The sequence below is a fragment of the Aliirhizobium smilacinae genome (assembly GCF_006335145.1).
GTDB classification, from domain to species: Bacteria; Pseudomonadota; Alphaproteobacteria; order Rhizobiales; family Rhizobiaceae; genus Neorhizobium; species Neorhizobium smilacinae.
In genome coordinates, this window is record NZ_VDMN01000001.1 from 421,579 (window position 1) to 435,500 (window position 13,922).

General features: G+C 57.8%; 25 protein-coding genes. All 25 read right to left on the reverse strand.

Annotated elements, in window-relative coordinates:
- Positions 1 to 96 precede the first annotated feature (96 nt).
- The gene (locus tag FHP24_RS02035; RefSeq protein WP_246091568.1) at positions 97 to 636 is read right to left on the reverse strand and encodes a DoxX family protein; all 540 of its coding nucleotides are present in this window, start codon (positions 634 to 636) and stop codon (positions 97 to 99) included.
- Positions 637 to 736: 100 nt separating this feature from the next.
- Entirely contained in the window at positions 737 to 1,153 is a 417-nt protein-coding gene (locus tag FHP24_RS02040; RefSeq protein ID WP_246091569.1) for a ribosomal maturation YjgA family protein, read from the reverse strand.
- A gap of 74 nt (positions 1,154 to 1,227) precedes the next feature.
- Positions 1,228 to 1,653, reverse strand: coding sequence for a 50S ribosomal protein L17 (gene rplQ, locus FHP24_RS02045; protein WP_139672167.1), 426 nt, complete (start codon positions 1,651 to 1,653; stop codon positions 1,228 to 1,230).
- A 45-nt stretch (positions 1,654 to 1,698) separates the two neighbouring features.
- Positions 1,699 to 2,709: a DNA-directed RNA polymerase subunit alpha gene (locus FHP24_RS02050; RefSeq protein ID WP_139672170.1), complete on the reverse strand. Its 1,011-nt coding sequence runs from the start codon at positions 2,707 to 2,709 to the stop codon at positions 1,699 to 1,701.
- Between the two features lie 178 nt (positions 2,710 to 2,887).
- Complete coding sequence (rpsK, locus tag FHP24_RS02055) at positions 2,888 to 3,277, reverse strand: 30S ribosomal protein S11 (protein WP_007766864.1); 390 nt, start codon at positions 3,275 to 3,277, stop codon at positions 2,888 to 2,890.
- 111 nt (positions 3,278 to 3,388) lie between these two features.
- Positions 3,389 to 3,757, reverse strand: coding sequence for a 30S ribosomal protein S13 (rpsM, locus tag FHP24_RS02060; RefSeq protein WP_139672173.1), 369 nt, complete (start codon positions 3,755 to 3,757; stop codon positions 3,389 to 3,391).
- A gap of 241 nt (positions 3,758 to 3,998) precedes the next feature.
- The gene (locus tag FHP24_RS02065) at positions 3,999 to 4,583 is read right to left on the reverse strand and encodes an adenylate kinase (protein WP_139672176.1); all 585 of its coding nucleotides are present in this window, start codon (positions 4,581 to 4,583) and stop codon (positions 3,999 to 4,001) included.
- A complete protein-coding gene (gene secY / locus FHP24_RS02070) occupies positions 4,580 to 5,920 on the reverse strand; it encodes a preprotein translocase subunit SecY (RefSeq protein WP_139672179.1) in 1,341 nt (446 codons plus the stop codon). Before secY ends, FHP24_RS02065 begins: the two co-directional genes overlap by 4 nt.
- 222 nt (positions 5,921 to 6,142) lie before the next feature.
- Positions 6,143 to 6,622 (reverse strand): 50S ribosomal protein L15, encoded by a 480-nt coding sequence (gene rplO, locus FHP24_RS02075; protein ID WP_139672182.1) that lies wholly within the window; start codon positions 6,620 to 6,622, stop codon positions 6,143 to 6,145.
- Positions 6,623 to 6,632: 10 nt separating this feature from the next.
- Positions 6,633 to 6,842: a 50S ribosomal protein L30 gene (rpmD, locus tag FHP24_RS02080; protein ID WP_139672185.1), complete on the reverse strand. Its 210-nt coding sequence runs from the start codon at positions 6,840 to 6,842 to the stop codon at positions 6,633 to 6,635.
- A gap of 14 nt (positions 6,843 to 6,856) precedes the next feature.
- Positions 6,857 to 7,426, reverse strand: a complete 570-nt coding sequence (gene rpsE, locus FHP24_RS02085) for a 30S ribosomal protein S5 (protein WP_139672188.1) — start codon at positions 7,424 to 7,426, stop codon at positions 6,857 to 6,859.
- Between the two features lie 139 nt (positions 7,427 to 7,565).
- On the reverse strand, positions 7,566 to 7,928 hold the full coding sequence (gene rplR / locus FHP24_RS02090; protein WP_132273303.1) for a 50S ribosomal protein L18: 363 nt from the start codon (positions 7,926 to 7,928) through the stop codon (positions 7,566 to 7,568).
- 12 nt (positions 7,929 to 7,940) lie between these two features.
- A complete protein-coding gene (rplF, locus tag FHP24_RS02095; RefSeq protein WP_139672191.1) occupies positions 7,941 to 8,474 on the reverse strand; it encodes a 50S ribosomal protein L6 in 534 nt (177 codons plus the stop codon).
- Between the two features lie 42 nt (positions 8,475 to 8,516).
- Complete coding sequence (rpsH, locus tag FHP24_RS02100) at positions 8,517 to 8,915, reverse strand: 30S ribosomal protein S8 (RefSeq protein WP_139672194.1); 399 nt, start codon at positions 8,913 to 8,915, stop codon at positions 8,517 to 8,519.
- A 12-nt stretch (positions 8,916 to 8,927) separates the two neighbouring features.
- Positions 8,928 to 9,233, reverse strand: a complete 306-nt coding sequence (gene rpsN, locus FHP24_RS02105; RefSeq protein ID WP_139672198.1) for a 30S ribosomal protein S14 — start codon at positions 9,231 to 9,233, stop codon at positions 8,928 to 8,930.
- Between the two features lie 33 nt (positions 9,234 to 9,266).
- Positions 9,267 to 9,824: a 50S ribosomal protein L5 gene (gene rplE, locus FHP24_RS02110; RefSeq protein WP_139672201.1), complete on the reverse strand. Its 558-nt coding sequence runs from the start codon at positions 9,822 to 9,824 to the stop codon at positions 9,267 to 9,269.
- Positions 9,817 to 10,125, reverse strand: a complete 309-nt coding sequence (rplX, locus tag FHP24_RS02115; protein WP_139672204.1) for a 50S ribosomal protein L24 — start codon at positions 10,123 to 10,125, stop codon at positions 9,817 to 9,819. The genes rplE and rplX overlap by 8 nt, the downstream gene beginning before the upstream one ends.
- A 12-nt stretch (positions 10,126 to 10,137) precedes the next feature.
- Positions 10,138 to 10,506 (reverse strand): 50S ribosomal protein L14, encoded by a 369-nt coding sequence (rplN, locus tag FHP24_RS02120; RefSeq protein ID WP_003495199.1) that lies wholly within the window; start codon positions 10,504 to 10,506, stop codon positions 10,138 to 10,140.
- 245 nt (positions 10,507 to 10,751) lie between these two features.
- The gene (gene rpsQ, locus FHP24_RS02125) at positions 10,752 to 10,988 is read right to left on the reverse strand and encodes a 30S ribosomal protein S17 (RefSeq protein ID WP_112454900.1); all 237 of its coding nucleotides are present in this window, start codon (positions 10,986 to 10,988) and stop codon (positions 10,752 to 10,754) included.
- An 11-nt stretch (positions 10,989 to 10,999) separates the two neighbouring features.
- The gene (gene rpmC / locus FHP24_RS02130; RefSeq protein ID WP_093000490.1) at positions 11,000 to 11,200 is read right to left on the reverse strand and encodes a 50S ribosomal protein L29; all 201 of its coding nucleotides are present in this window, start codon (positions 11,198 to 11,200) and stop codon (positions 11,000 to 11,002) included.
- A 12-nt stretch (positions 11,201 to 11,212) separates the two neighbouring features.
- Positions 11,213 to 11,626 carry a 50S ribosomal protein L16 gene (gene rplP / locus FHP24_RS02135; RefSeq protein ID WP_093000489.1) on the reverse strand — a complete coding sequence of 138 codons (414 nt, stop codon included), beginning with the start codon at positions 11,624 to 11,626 and terminating at the stop codon, positions 11,213 to 11,215.
- A gap of 38 nt (positions 11,627 to 11,664) precedes the next feature.
- Positions 11,665 to 12,402 (reverse strand): 30S ribosomal protein S3, encoded by a 738-nt coding sequence (gene rpsC / locus FHP24_RS02140; protein WP_139672207.1) that lies wholly within the window; start codon positions 12,400 to 12,402, stop codon positions 11,665 to 11,667.
- Entirely contained in the window at positions 12,402 to 12,791 is a 390-nt protein-coding gene (rplV, locus tag FHP24_RS02145) for a 50S ribosomal protein L22 (protein WP_112454902.1), read from the reverse strand. The genes rpsC and rplV overlap by 1 nt, the downstream gene beginning before the upstream one ends.
- 2 nt (positions 12,792 to 12,793) lie before the next feature.
- Positions 12,794 to 13,072, reverse strand: coding sequence for a 30S ribosomal protein S19 (rpsS, locus tag FHP24_RS02150; RefSeq protein ID WP_139672210.1), 279 nt, complete (start codon positions 13,070 to 13,072; stop codon positions 12,794 to 12,796).
- 16 nt (positions 13,073 to 13,088) lie between these two features.
- Positions 13,089 to 13,922: a 50S ribosomal protein L2 gene (rplB, locus tag FHP24_RS02155; RefSeq protein ID WP_139672213.1), complete on the reverse strand. Its 834-nt coding sequence runs from the start codon at positions 13,920 to 13,922 to the stop codon at positions 13,089 to 13,091.

Genomic DNA, 13,922 nt, shown 5'->3' on the forward strand with positions numbered 1-13,922 from the left:
CTGCTGCTTTCTGGATAAGTCCGGTGCTGCCAATAAAAAATGGCCGGCGCTCGCGGCCGGCCATTTTTACTCTGATGAAAATTGGAAACCGACTGCTCAGAACTGCTTCTTGAACAGGAGCCTGTCCAGCGACAGGTAGCCGCCACCAAAGGCAGCGAAGAGGAATGCCCCACCCGTCCAGAACAGCGAATCCTGCTCGGCCTTTTCCTGAACCTGATGCAGGAACTTGACACCGCCATCGGCCAGACGCGCCACGCCATTCGGAGTGAAATATTCGCTGCCAGCCTTCAGAGCATCAATGCCCACCTGTGCAAGCATCGCATCCCCGTAAGGGTGGGCGAAATGATACCAGAGAGTGATGGCGAGCATGACGCCACCGGCCAGTGCAGCCGGACGCGTGAATAGCCCAACCGCGATCAGGATGCCGCCGACAACCTGAATAAGCGCGAGTACCGGTGACCAGAGCCAGCCAGGATAAAAGCCGAGATTTTCGACGAAACCGACCTGGGCCAAGGGGGCCATCAACTTTGGCCAACCTTCCAAAACCAGCATGCCGCCGACCGCCAGTCGAAAGACACTCCAGGCCAGCGGCTGTGCGATCTTCTCGTAAAAGCCGCCGAGAGCGGGAATGATCATGTCTTTACGTTCATTTTCAAATATGGGTGTGTATGCCATTGTCGTCCCTCACAACCCCACTGGTTGATATGTGCCGACACTACTTCACCCTTGTATTCCGTCATTGACTCCGATCAAGAACGCGCAGCCGTGCCTTTATGGCCATGCCCATTCCGATGCCCACGGCATAGGCTAGGATATTCCACAGAGAAAAGACCCGACCAAGCAAAAGCCGTCCTGCAAGTGTCAGGCGAAACTCATCGAGTACCGGGGTTTGGTAAAGCCGGGAGAACTCGACCGCGGCCGCGATCATCAATGCAATCGTGGCTGAGACGATCATACGGCGGGAGCCCATGGCTACTGCGACCAGCAGAAACACCATGGCGCCCCAGAGAATCGAACCGCCATATTTTACAACCGTGAACGGCAAACCCAGTTCATATCCGAACCCACGCAGCGCGAGCCCGGCGGCAATGACGGCTATGGCAGCCAGCATGTTTCGCCAGCGCATGGTTGATTTCCGTTCTTCGATCGCCATGGCTTCATCCTTTCAAAAGAAAAAGCCGGGCGTTTCCACCCGGCTTTTTCAAACTGAACGATCAAGGATCGAAATTAAGCGGCTTCAGCAGCTTCTGCTTCAGCAGCAACGCGTGCCTTGTCGGCTGCGCCCTTGGCAGTGACGTCGCGTTCAACGAACTCGATGACGGCCATAGGAGCGTTGTCGCCCTGACGGTAGCCAGCCTTCATGATACGCAGGTAGCCGCCGTTGCGGGTTGCGTAACGCGAAGCGATGACGTCGAACAGCTTGCGAACGGCGTCCTGGTCCTGAACCTGCGAGACTGCCTGACGACGAGCGTGCAGATCGCCGCGCTTGCCGAGGGTGACGAGCTTTTCGACGATCGGGCGAATTTCCTTCGCCTTCGGCAGGGTGGTCATGATCTGCTCATGGGTGATGAGCGATGCGGCCATGTTGGTGAACATAGCCTTACGGTGGCTTGCGGTGCGGTTAAGCTTGCGGCCGGATTTTCCGTGGCGCATGTCTGGTCTCCTTCACTTGCAGGCATCCGCCTGCAGTCTGATTTGTTAGTATTGGTCTTCGTAACGCTTAGCGAGATCTTCGATGTTTTCCGGCGGCCAGGCAGGAACTTCCATACCAAGATGGAGGCCCATGGATGCCAGAACTTCCTTGATCTCGTTCAGCGACTTACGACCAAAGTTCGGAGTACGGAGCATTTCCGCCTCGGTCTTCTGGATGAGGTCGCCGATATAAACGATGTTGTCGTTCTTCAGGCAGTTGGCAGAACGAACGGAAAGTTCCAGTTCGTCGACCTTCTTGAGGAGTGCCGGGTTGAACGCGAGTTCAGTGACGGACTCTTCTTCCTGTTCCTTCTGCGGCTCGTCGAAGTTGACGAAGACCGACAGCTGGTCCTGAAGAATGCGGGCGGCGAAGGCTACGGCGTCTTCACCCGTGACCGAGCCATCGGTTTCGATGGTCATGGTCAGCTTGTCGTAGTCGAGAACCTGGCCTTCGCGGGTGTTTTCCACCTTGTAGGACACTTTCTTGACCGGCGAGTAGAGGCTGTCGACCGGGATCAAGCCGATCGGGGCATCCTCTGCACGGTTGCGCTCGGCCGGGACGTAACCCTTGCCGTTGTTGACCGTGAATTCCATACGGATCTCTGCGCCTTCGTCCAGCGTGCAGATCACGTGGTCGGGGTTCAGGATCTCAATGTCGCCAACGGTCTGGATGTCTCCGGCGGTGACAGAGCCTGGACCCTGCTTGCGCACGACCATGCGCTTCGGATCATCGCCGTCCATCTTGATGGCGATTTCCTTGATGTTGAGCACGATGTCCGTCACATCTTCCCGGACGCCCGGGATGGAGGAGAACTCGTGCAGGACGCCGTCGATCTGCACTGCTGTGACAGCAGCACCACGAAGCGACGACAGAAGTACGCGGCGAAGCGCGTTACCGAGCGTCAGGCCGAAGCCGCGCTCAAGAGGTTCGGCAATAAGAGTTGCCTTAGTACGACCGGACGAGGCGAATTCCACCTTGTTCGGCTTAATCAGTTCCTGCCAGTTCTTCTGGATCATGACCTACTACCTTCCGTTCGTTACCACCATCCAATCGTGGTAACCGAGCACGAGGACACCAGAAAAGTTACCCTTCCGGCGATACGGTGAAAGCCGCCTCGACTCTTTCAGGAGGCGAAGCGGCTATTCCCGAGTTCAGATGAGGATCGCTTGAAAAAAGCGAACCTCAATACGTCCATTAGACGCGGCGCTTCTTGCGCGGACGGCAGCCGTTGTGCGGGATCGGCGTGACGTCGCGGATCGATGTGATCATGAAGCCAGCAGCCTGCAGAGCGCGAAGTGCGGATTCGCGGCCGGAACCTGGACCGCAAACTTCGACTTCAAGCGACTTCATGCCGTGCTCCTGAGCCTTCTTGGCGCAGTCTTCAGCAGCGATCTGGGCGGCAAACGGTGTCGACTTACGCGAACCCTTGAAGCCCTTTGCACCGGCAGACGACCAAGCAATAGCATTGCCCTGCGCGTCCGTAATGGTGATCATGGTGTTGTTGAATGTAGAATTCACGTGAGCTACGCCCGACGTGATGTTCTTGCGTTCGCGACGACGAACGCGGGTGGCTTCCTTGGCCATAGTATCCCTTTCGTTGATCTCTGCACCGCCGTAATGCCAGCGGCTCCACCTTGGAACGAAACGTCACAGAAAAGCGGCCAGACCCTGCCCGCTCACGACGTTCATCCAAAATTATTTCTTCTTACCGGCGATCGCCTTAGCCGGACCCTTGCGGGTACGAGCATTGGTATGCGTGCGCTGACCGCGGACCGGAAGGCCACGACGATGACGCAGACCACGGTAGCAACCGAGATCCATAAGACGCTTGATGTTCATCGATGTTTCACGACGAAGATCGCCTTCGACCTGATAGTCACGGTCGATGGTTTCGCGGATCTGAAGAACTTCAGAGTCCGTCAACTGATGGACGCGCTTTTCAGCCGGAAGACCGACCTTGTCCATAATTTCTTGCGCAAACTTCGGGCCGATCCCGTGAATATAGGTCAGCGCGATTACAACGCGCTTCGCAGTCGGGATGTTGACGCCAGCGATACGTGCCACGCCTATTCTCCTTCGTTCCGGTTGCCATCCGGCAAGCGGTACTTCTTCCATGATAGCGATCCCGAAGGATCACCAGTTCAACAACACCATACGAGACAACTCAAAAAGATCAGCCCCGGATGTCCTGCTCGGAAATCCGCGCCAATCGCTTAAGTCTGTCGCGAGTTGGCGCGGTGTTTAACGGAATCAGCGCTGGAATGCAACCGCCGCCCCCGAGATTCTTTAACAGGCCTATGACAGCTCAGAGAGCCGATAAGGTCTTTTCGATTTCGGCAGTCACAGCTTTAACGTCAGCCATGCCGTCAATCGTCTTCAATTGCCCGGTCGATTCGTAATGAGCCGAGAGCGGAGCAGTCTTTTCGCGGTATTCGACCAGACGCTTCTTGAAAGCTTCCGGCATATCGTCAGCACGAACCTTGCCACCTGCGGCGATGGTTTCGGCCACGCGGTTTTCGATTCGGCCCATCAGAGCCCCCTCGTCCACCTTCAGCTCGATGACTGCATCCAGAGGGCAGCCCTTGTCCTGCAGCATCTTTTCCAAGGCGATTGCCTGGGGCACGGTGCGCGGATAGCCGTCCAGAATGAAACCATTCGAACAGTCGTCCAGATCTATACGCTCAGCGACGATAGCATTGACGATATCGTCCGAAACCAGCTGGCCCGCGTCCATCACGGCCTTCGCCTTGAGGCCGATCTCGGTTCCTGCTTCCTTGGCAGCACGCAACATGTCACCGGTGGAAAGCTGCGGAATACCGTATTTTTCAGTCAGCAGCTTAGCCTGCGTCCCCTTGCCGGCGCCTGGTGGTCCCAAGAATATAAGTCTCATCGTCCCCTCTTTCCTCCGCGCAGTTTCGACTTTTTGATCAGACCCTCATACTGCTGCGCAATGAGATGTCCTTGAATCTGCGCAACCGTATCGAGGGTTACACTGACAACAATCAAAAGCGAAGTACCACCAAGGGCTAATGGCACGCCTGTGCGGGCGATCAGAAACTCTGGCAGGATGCAGACGAAGACGAGGTAGATCGCACCGATAACCGTGATGCGGGTCAATACGTAGTCAATATACTCGGCGGTACGCTCGCCCGGACGGATGCCCGGAATGAAACCACCGTGTTTCTTCAGGTTGTCGGCCGTGTCTTTCGGATTGAAGACGATGGCCGTGTAGAAGAAGGCGAAGAAAGCGATTAGCAGGCCGTAGAGCAGCATGAAGAGCGGCTGCCCATGGCCAAGCGAGGCAATAGCGGCCGTCGCCCAGGCTGGAAGATCCGAGTTTCCAGCAAAACCGGCGGCAGTTGCCGGCAGCAGCAGCAGCGACGAAGCAAAGATCGCCGGGATGACACCCGAAGTATTCAGCTTCAGCGGTAGATGCGAGGTATCGCCCTGGAACATGCGGTTACCGACCTGGCGCTTCGGATATTGGATCAGAAGCCGGCGCTGGGCGCGTTCAACGAATACGATCAGGGCGATGACGCCGATAGCGACGAGAATCACCAGAAGAATCAGTCCGGTCGACAGGGCGCCGGTGCGGCCGAGTTCGAGCGTGCCGGCAAGAGCGGTCGGCAGGCCTGCAGCAATACCGGCGAAAATGATCAGCGAGATGCCATTGCCGATGCCACGCGAGGTGATCTGCTCACCAAGCCACATCAGGAACATAGTGCCGCCGAGCAGCGTCACGACGGTCGAAACGCGGAAGAACCAGCCCGGATCGTTGACGATACCCTGGCCGCTCTCAAGACCGGCAGCAATGCCGTAGGCCTGGAGCGCACCGAGAATCACCGTACCGTAACGGGTGTACTGGTTGATGATCTTGCGGCCAGCCTCGCCTTCCTTCTTGAGATTCTCAAGCGAAGGGACGACCGAGGTCATCAGCTGCACGATGATCGACGCGGAAATATATGGCATGATGCCGAGCGCGAAGATCGCCATACGCTCGACAGCGCCGCCGGAAAACATGTTGAAAAGACCGAGAATACCGCCTGCCTGGCCACGGAAGGCCTGCGCATAGGCCTCAGGATTGAGGCCCGGAAGCGGAATATGGGTACCCAGGCGGTAAACGAGGAGAGCAGCGAGGGTGAACCACAGCCGCTTCTTGAGATCCTCTGCCTTGGAGAAGGTCGAAAAATTGAGATTAGAGGCAAGTTGTTCCGCTGCAGACGCCATGCGTTTCTCCGCCCGATCACTTTCCGACGGCTGAAATTGCCTGATCAGGAAAGCGGTCGCAAATTCTGGTTCAAAAAACCGGGCGCGGAGATTGCCGGAGCAATCGGGTGCCTCACCCTGTTTTCATGTGATCGGCGCCCATCGGGGCCGCCAAATCGTGAGGCTCACATATGGACATAAAATCGCCCGGTGTGAAGCACACGCCGGGCGATTTTAAACGTTTTACTCTGCGGCAGTTTCTGCAACTACGAGCAGCTTGATCGAACCGCCGGACTTTTCGATCTTTTCGACGGCAGCCTTGGAGGCGCCGGCGACTTCGATCGAAACCTTGGTGGTCAGTTCACCGCCGGACAGGACGCGAACGCCGTCCTTGAGGCGACGGATAACGCCGGCAGCCTTGAGGGCAGCGGCATCAACGGTAGCCTTGGGGTCGAGCTTCTTGGCGTCGATCGCAGTCTGGATACGGCCGAGCGAAACGGTAACGTATTCAGAAGCGAAGATGTTGTTGAAGCCGCGCTTCGGCAGGCGACGGTAGATTGGCATCTGACCGCCTTCAAAGCCGTTGACTGCAACGCCGGAACGGGCCTTCTGACCCTTGACGCCGCGACCACCGGTCTTACCCTTGCCCGAACCGATACCACGACCTACGCGGATACGGTCCTTGGACGAACCTTCGTTGTCCTTGATCTCATTCAGTTTCATGATCAAACCCTCACTTCTCGTCGACGACGCGGACGAGATGCTGGACGGCCCGGATCATGCCGCGAACGGAAGGCGTATCTTCCAGCGTGCTTACCCGGTGCATCTTGTTGAGGCCCAGACCGATCAGCGTTGCGCGCTGAACGGCAGGACGGCGAATAGGCGATCCGATCTGTTCGACCGTGACCGTCTTTGCTTCAGTCTTCTTCGTAGCCTTAGCCATGTGTCAGACTCCTCTTATTCTTCAGCAGCATTGCCGGAGGCAGCGCGGCGAGCCTGCAGAGTGGCATACTTAAGGCCACGCTGAGCTGCCACATCCTTCGGATGCACCTGGTGCTTGAGGGCATCAAACGTCGCACGGATCATGTTGTACGGGTTCGACGAACCGGTCGACTTTGCAACGACGTCGTGCATGCCGAGGGTTTCGAATACTGCACGCATCGGGCCACCGGCGATGATGCCGGTACCAGCCTTGGCGGAGCGCAGCAGAACCTTGCCGGCGCCGTGACGGCCGTTGACGTCATGATGCAGCGTACGACCGTCGCGCAGCGGTACGAAAATCAATTCGCGCTTTGCAGCTTCGGTTGCCTTGCGGATTGCTTCCGGCACTTCGCGTGCCTTGCCATGACCGAAGCCAACGCGGCCCTTCTGGTCGCCGACGACGACGAGAGCAGCGAAACCGAAGCGACGGCCGCCCTTGACGACCTTGGCAACGCGGTTGATCGCGACCAACTTATCGACGAATTCGCTATCGCGCTCTTCGCGGTTCTGGCGGTCGTTGCCCGAACCTCTTCTTTCCTGTGCCATTGTCCTTGTCCTTTTTCTTTTACGGGTGGAACGGCAGGTTCACATTATTTCCGGCAAGCCAGTTCAACTGACCGGAGGGGATGCGGCAGAACCGCAATTCGCCCGGCCTCCCCTTTTGAGGAAGACCGGGCGAAATTTCTTAGAAGCTCAGGCCGCCTTCGCGGGCAGCTTCAGCAAGTGCCTTGATACGGCCGTGGTAGATGAAGGCGCCGCGGTCGAACACGACTTCCGTCACGCCAGCCTTGGAGGCCCGCTCTGCAACCAGCTTGCCGACGGCAGCAGCTGCTGCAACGTCCGCACCGGTCTTCAGCGACTTGCGCAGGTCGACGTCGAGCGTGGAAGCGGCTGCAAGCGTGCGGCCGGCCACATCGTCGATGACCTGTACGTAGATATTCTTCGAGGAGCGGTGAACCGACAGACGCGGACGGCCATTTGCGACCTTCTTGATCTGACGGCGAACACGGCTCGCACGCTTTGTGAGTGCTTCTTTTCTGGTAGCCATGATCGCGCGTCCTTACTTCTTCTTGCCTTCCTTGCGGACGATCCGTTCCCCAGCGTACTTGACGCCTTTGCCCTTGTAGGGCTCGGGACCACGGTATTCGCGGATTTCCGCGGCAACCTGACCGACCTGCTGCTTGTTGATGCCGGTGACGACGATTTCCGTCGGCTTCGGCACGGCAATGGTGATGCCCTCAGGGGCTTCATAGACTACGTCGTGGGAGAAACCGAGCTGGAGCTGCAGGTTCTTGCCCTGCAGCGCTGCGCGGTAACCAACGCCGTTGATTTCAAGCTTGCGCTCGAAACCGTCCTTAACGCCCTTGAAGATGTTCTCGACCATCGTGCGGGACATGCCCCACTTGGAACGAGCATCTTTGGAATCGTTGACCGGGGTCACCGAAACGGCATTGTCATTCAGCTCAACCTTGACTTCGTCGTTAGCAACGAAGTGAAGTTCGCCCTTCGGGCCCTTCGCGGTGATCTTCTGGCCGTCGACCGAAGCCGTTACGCCTGCAGGAACCGGAACGGGCTTTTTACCGATACGAGACATTTTGTTATCCTGTCTGTCCGTTATGGAGATCTCTGCTCAGCCTTAGAAGACCGAGCAAAGAACCTCGCCGCCTACGTTCTGGTCACGAGCCTGGTGATCGGCCATCACGCCCTTCGGGGTCGAAAGGATGGTGATGCCGAGGCCGTTCGCGACCTGCGGAATGGACTTGACCGAGACATAAACTCGGCGGCCCGGCTTGGAAACGCGGCCGATCTTGCGGATCACGGATGCGCCTTCATAATACTTCAGTTCGATTTCGATCTCGGACTTGCCGTTACCGTAATCGGTCTGTGAGTAACCGCGAATGTAGCCTTCAGCCTGAAGAACATCCAGAACACGAGCGCGAAGGCGCGAAGCCGGCGTCGTAACAGAGTTCTTGCGGCGGGAAGCGCCGTTGCGGATACGTGTGAGCATATCGCCCAAGGGATCAGTCATGGTCATCGAACGATCTCCTTACCAGCTCGACTTAACAATACCCGGCACCTTGCCGAGGTTGCCGAGCTCACGAAGCGCGATACGCGACATCTTGAGCTTGCGATAGAAAGCGCGCGGGCGACCGGTGACTTCACAACGGTTGCGGATACGCGTCTTCGAGCCATCGCGCGGCAGGGAAGCGAGCTTGATAGTTGCCTTGAACCGTTCTTCGATCGGAAGTTCCTGGTTCATGATGGTTGCCTTCAACACTGCACGCTTGGCGGCATGGTCGGCAACTGTCTTGCGGCGGCGCTTGTTCTTTTCAACTGCGCTGGTCTTCGCCATATCGTAGTTCCTTTTTAACGCTCGTCGTTACGGTTACGCACGGAACGGGAAGTTGAACTCTTTCAGAAGAGCCCGAGCTTCGTCGTCGTTCGTCGCCGTCGTGCAAACGATGATGTCCATGCCCCACATCTGATCAACCTTGTCGTAGTTGATTTCCGGGAACACAATGTGCTCCTTGAGGCCCATGGCGAAGTTGCCACGACCATCGAAGGACTTCGGATTCAGGCCGCGAAAGTCGCGAACGCGCGGAAGCGCGATGTTGACCAGGCGATCCATGAATTCATACATGCGGGCGCCGCGGAGAGTGACCTTCGCGCCGATCGGCATATCTTCGCGAACCTTGAAGCCAGCGATCGAGTTGCGAGCGCGCGTGATGACCGGCTTCTGGCCGGCAATCGCTGCGAGGTCGGCTGCGGCAACCGTGGGCTTCTTGGAATCGGCAGTTGCCTCGCCCACGCCCATGTTGATGACGATCTTGTCCATCTTGGGGATCATCATCTCGTTGGCGAACGAGAACTGCTCCTGCAGAGCTGCGCGAATGCGGGTGACGTATTCCGTCTTGAGCCGCGGCTCATACTTTGCCTCAGCCATCGATGACATCTCCCGTACGCTTGGCTACACGCACCTTCTTACCGTCGATGACAGAGAAACCAACGCGGGTCGGCTTACCGTCTTTCGCAGCAACTGCGAGGTTCGACAGATGGATGGATGCTTCCTTGTTGATGATGCCAGCTTCCTGCGTCTGTGTCTGACGCTGATGGCGCTTCACCATGTTGATGCCACGGACGACCGCACGGTCTTCCTTCGGCATGACCTGGAGAACTTCACCGGTACGGCCCTTGTCCTTGCCGGCGAGGATGACGACGTTGTCGCCCTTCTTGATCTTCTGCATGGGTCCCGCTCCTTACAGTACTTCTGGAGCCAGCGAGATGATCTTCATGTGGTTCTTGGCGCGAAGTTCGCGCGGAACCGGTCCGAAGATACGGGTGCCGATCGGCTCTTTCTTGTTGTCGATGAGAACCGCTGCGTTGTTGTCGAAGCGGATGACGCTGCCGTCGGCGCGACGGATGTCTTTAGCGGTACGCACAACAACCGCCTTCATCACGTCGCCCTTCTTCACGCGGCCGCGCGGAATAGCTTCCTTGATCGAAACGACGATAATGTCGCCGACCGAAGCGTACTTGCGCTTGGAGCCGCCCAGCACCTTGATGCACATGACACGACGTGCGCCGGAATTATCCGCCACGTCGAGGTTTGTTTGCATCTGAATCATGTCAGGTCGCCTTTTTCTAATGACCGGAGCACCAAGCACAGAAGCGCGAGGTGTCGGCTATGAACATATTTTCAGTGTGCGCGGGATGGGTCTTGCCAAGGTGGTTTCCCTGAAAGGGACCTTCCGTGCGCTCAAAGCAAAAGAACGCTCGTTTCCGAGCGTTCTACGCCAGTGGCGTGCTTCATACAGGATTCTCCGCCAGACGCAAGGGCCAAGCCCAGCATCGGGCGGAAATTCCTGGTCGTTCAAGCCTGGGCAGCGATTACTGTCCAGGTCTTGTCCTTGGAGATCGGTGCGCATTCCTCGATGGAAACGATATCACCTACCTTGTACTGGTTGTTTTCGTCATGCGCCTTGTACTTCTTGGACCGGCGAACGGTCTTCTGAAGCAGCGGGTGAGCGAAACGGCGCTCGACGCGGACAACAACGGTCTTTTCGTTCTTGTCGGAAACGACAACGCCCTGCAGAATGCGTTTTGGCATATTATTGTTCCTTAGGCCTTGGCTTCTGCCGCCTTCTGGCGGGCAATGGTTTTCACGCGAGCGATGTCCTTGCGAACTTCGGTGATGCGCGAGGACTTCTCGAGCTGGCCGGTAGCCTTCTGAAAGCGCAGGTTGAACTGCTCCTTCTTAAGATCCGCAAGCTTGTCCTTGAGCTGATCGGCGCTGAGGCCGCGTACGTCTTCGGCTTTCATCGTGCCTTCTCCTTACTCTGCGATGCGCTGAACGAAGCGCGTCGTGACCGAGAGCTTGGCAGAACCGAGGCGAAGTGCCTCGCGCGCGATTTCTTCCGAAACGCCGTCGATCTCGAACATGATACGACCAGGCTTGACCTTGCAAGCCCAGTATTCAACCGATCCCTTACCCTTACCCATACGAACTTCGGTGGGCTTTGCAGTAACCGGGACGTCAGGGAAGACGCGGATCCATACACGGCCCGCGCGCTTCATATAACGGGTGATCGCGCGGCGAGCCGCTTCGATCTCGCGAGCGTTCACGCGGTTCGGTTCCTGAGCCTTCAGGCCGAACTCGCCGAATGCCAGGTCAAAGCCGCCTTTTGCGACGCCCTTGATGCGGCCCTTGAACTGCTTGCGATACTTGGTACGCTTTGGCTGCAACATTTTCTTACTTCTCCGAGCTTATCTTTCGCCAGCGATAATCAAGCGTTTTCGCGTTCGCGGCGACGATCGCCACGGTCGCCACGTTCGCGGCTTGCCGGACCCTGCGCATCGCCTTCCAGCGCGCGACGTTCGGAAGCCATCGGATCGTGCTCAAGGATTTCGCCCTTGAAGATCCAGACCTTGATGCCGCAAATACCGAATGCGGTTTCGGCTTCAGCCGTACCGTAATCGATGTCTGCACGCAGCGTGTGCAACGGAACGCGGCCTTCGCGGTACCATTCGGTACGAGCGATTTCCGCGCCGCCAAGACGGCCGGCGCAAGTGATCTTGATGCCTTCGGCGCCAAGACGCATGGCCGACTGAACAGCACGCTTCATCGCACGGCGGAAAGCCACGCGGCGCTCGAGCTGCTGAGCGATCGACTGGGCAACCAGCGTCGCGTCGACTTCCGGCTTGCGCACTTCAACGATGTTGAGGTGCGTTTCGGAGTTGGTCATCGTAGCAATCTTCTTGCGAAGCTTCTCGATGTCCGCACCCTTCTTGCCGATGATCAGGCCCGGGCGAGCCGAGTGGATCGTGACGCGGCACTTCTTGTGCGGACGTTCGATGACCACTTTGGCGATACCGGCCTGCTTCAGTTCCTGCATGAGATATGCACGGATCTTCAGGTCTTCGTGGAGCAGCTGACCGTATTCGGCGTTGTCGGCGAACCAGCGGCTGTCCCAAGTGCGGTTAATGCCGAGGCGGAAACCGATAGGATTAATTTTCTGGCCCATTATGCGGCCTCCCCTTTTTCCTCGACTTCGCGGACAACGATCGTCAGGTGAGCGAACGGCTTTTCGATGCGCGATGCACGGCCGCGGCCGCGAGCGTGGAAACGCTTCATCGTGATCGACTTACCAACGTACGCTTCCGCAACGATCAGGCTGTCAACGTCGAGGTCATGGTTATTTTCAGCGTTGGCGATAGCAGACTCGAGGGTCTTCTTCACCGTGCCGGAGATGCGCTTGCGAGAGAACTCGAGTTCTGCGAGCGCACGTTCAACCTTCTTGCCGCGGATCATGGCGGCAACCAGGTTCAGCTTCTGCGGGCTGACGCGAAGCGTACGGGCGATTGCCTGTGCTTCGTTGTCCTTCAGCCGGCGTTCGGTCTTTGCCTTGGCCATGATTACTTCCTCTTCGCTTTCTTGTCCGCGCCGTGACCGTAATAGGTCCGGGTGGGAGCGAATTCACCGAACTTGTGACCGACCATGTCTTCGTTGACATTAACCGGGATGTGCTTCGAGCCATTGTAGACGCCGAAGGTCAGACCGACGAACTGCGGCAGGATGGTGGAGCGACGGCTCCACATCTTGATCACTTCGCTACGACCGCCTTCACGTACCTTCTCAGCCTTCGCGAGAAGATAGCCGTCAACAAACGGACCTTTCCATACTGAACGAGCCATTGAACGACTTCCTCTCTTACTTCTTCACGTGGCGCGAGCGCATGATGAACTTGTCCGTGGACTTGTTCGAACGTGTGCGCTTGCCCTTGGTGGGCTTGCCCCAAGGCGAAACCGGGTGACGGCCACCTGAGGTACGGCCTTCACCACCGCCGTGCGGGTGGTCGACCGGGTTCATGACAACGCCGCGGTTATGCGGACGCTTGCCACGCCATACGGTACGACCAGCCTTACCGTCGTTTGTGTTGCCGTGGTCCGGGTTGGATACGGCGCCAATCGACGCAAGGCAGGAACCCGGGACGAGACGCTGCTCGCCAGAGTTCAGACGAAGGATCGCCATGCCGGCGTCACGACCGACGAGCTGTACGTAGGTGCCAGCCGAACGAGCGATCTGGCCACCCTTGCCCGGCTTCATCTCGACGTTATGAACGATCGAGCCAACCGGAATGTACTGCAGAGGCATGGTGTTGCCCGGCTTTACGTCGACAGCCTTCGAGGAAGCGATGACCTTGTCGCCGGCAGCGAGACGCTGCGGAGCGATGATGTAGGCCTGTTCGCCGTCCGTGTAGGTTACGAGCGCGATGAATGCCGAACGGTTCGGGTCGTATTCCAGACGCTCGACCGTGCCTTCAACGTCGAACTTGCGACGCTTGAAGTCGACCAGGCGGTAGGTACGCTTGTGACCGCCGCCGATGAAGCGGGCGGTGATGCGGCCGTTGTTGTTACGGCCGCCGCTCTTGGAGAGACCCTCGGTGAGCGCCTTGACCGGCTTGCCCTTCCACAGGCCCGAGCGGTCGACGATGACCAGCTGACGCTGGCTCGGGGTCGTCGGATTATAGCTTTTCAATGCCAT

What these genes read in the sequence shown, in the direction of transcription:
- FHP24_RS02035 (WP_246091568.1), bottom strand. Translation starts at nt 636, where the DNA reads ATGATCATTCCCGCTCTCGGCGGCTTTTACGAGAAGATCGCACAGCCG.
- rplX (WP_139672204.1), bottom strand. Translation starts at nt 10,125, where the DNA reads ATGCAGAAGATCAAGAAGGGCGACAACGTCGTCATCCTCGCCGGCAAG.
- rplO (WP_139672182.1), bottom strand. Translation starts at nt 6,622, where the DNA reads ATGAAACTGAATGAGATCAAGGACAACGAAGGTTCGTCCAAGGACCGT.
- rplF (WP_139672191.1), bottom strand. Translation starts at nt 8,474, where the DNA reads ATGTCTCGTATCGGTAAAAAGCCCGTTCCGGTTCCTGCAGGCGTAACG.
- rpsH (WP_139672194.1), bottom strand. Translation starts at nt 8,915, where the DNA reads ATGACCATGACTGATCCCTTGGGCGATATGCTCACACGTATCCGCAAC.
- rpsK (WP_007766864.1), bottom strand. Translation starts at nt 3,277, where the DNA reads ATGGCCAAGGAAGCCACCCGCGTTCGTCGTCGCGAACGCAAGAACATC.
- rpsS (WP_139672210.1), bottom strand. Translation starts at nt 13,072, where the DNA reads ATGGCTCGTTCAGTATGGAAAGGTCCGTTTGTTGACGGCTATCTTCTC.
- FHP24_RS02040 (WP_246091569.1), bottom strand. Translation starts at nt 1,153, where the DNA reads ATGGCGATCGAAGAACGGAAATCAACCATGCGCTGGCGAAACATGCTG.
- rplQ (WP_139672167.1), bottom strand. Translation starts at nt 1,653, where the DNA reads ATGCGCCACGGAAAATCCGGCCGCAAGCTTAACCGCACCGCAAGCCAC.
- FHP24_RS02050 (WP_139672170.1), bottom strand. Translation starts at nt 2,709, where the DNA reads ATGATCCAGAAGAACTGGCAGGAACTGATTAAGCCGAACAAGGTGGAA.
- rpmC (WP_093000490.1), bottom strand. Translation starts at nt 11,200, where the DNA reads ATGAAAGCCGAAGACGTACGCGGCCTCAGCGCCGATCAGCTCAAGGAC.
- rpsC (WP_139672207.1), bottom strand. Translation starts at nt 12,402, where the DNA reads ATGGGCCAGAAAATTAATCCTATCGGTTTCCGCCTCGGCATTAACCGC.
- rpmD (WP_139672185.1), bottom strand. Translation starts at nt 6,842, where the DNA reads ATGGCTAAGGCTACGAAGAAGACTGAAGCAAAGACGGTCACGGTCGAA.
- rplN (WP_003495199.1), bottom strand. Translation starts at nt 10,506, where the DNA reads ATGATTCAGATGCAAACAAACCTCGACGTGGCGGATAATTCCGGCGCA.
- rplP (WP_093000489.1), bottom strand. Translation starts at nt 11,626, where the DNA reads ATGTTGCAGCCAAAGCGTACCAAGTATCGCAAGCAGTTCAAGGGCCGC.
- rplB (WP_139672213.1), bottom strand. Translation starts at nt 13,922, where the DNA reads ATGGCATTGAAAAGCTATAATCCGACGACCCCGAGCCAGCGTCAGCTG.
- rpsE (WP_139672188.1), bottom strand. Translation starts at nt 7,426, where the DNA reads ATGGCACAGGAAAGAAGAGGTTCGGGCAACGACCGCCAGAACCGCGAA.
- rplE (WP_139672201.1), bottom strand. Translation starts at nt 9,824, where the DNA reads ATGGCTGAGGCAAAGTATGAGCCGCGGCTCAAGACGGAATACGTCACC.
- FHP24_RS02065 (WP_139672176.1), bottom strand. Translation starts at nt 4,583, where the DNA reads ATGAGACTTATATTCTTGGGACCACCAGGCGCCGGCAAGGGGACGCAG.
- rpsN (WP_139672198.1), bottom strand. Translation starts at nt 9,233, where the DNA reads ATGGCGAAGACCAGCGCAGTTGAAAAGAACAAGCGCCGCCGCAAGACA.
- secY (WP_139672179.1), bottom strand. Translation starts at nt 5,920, where the DNA reads ATGGCGTCTGCAGCGGAACAACTTGCCTCTAATCTCAATTTTTCGACC.
- rplR (WP_132273303.1), bottom strand. Translation starts at nt 7,928, where the DNA reads ATGGCTACCAGAAAAGAAGCACTCACAAAGCGTGCGAGCCGTGTTCGC.
- rpsQ (WP_112454900.1), bottom strand. Translation starts at nt 10,988, where the DNA reads ATGCCAAAACGCATTCTGCAGGGCGTTGTCGTTTCCGACAAGAACGAA.
- rplV (WP_112454902.1), bottom strand. Translation starts at nt 12,791, where the DNA reads ATGGCCAAGGCAAAGACCGAACGCCGGCTGAAGGACAACGAAGCACAG.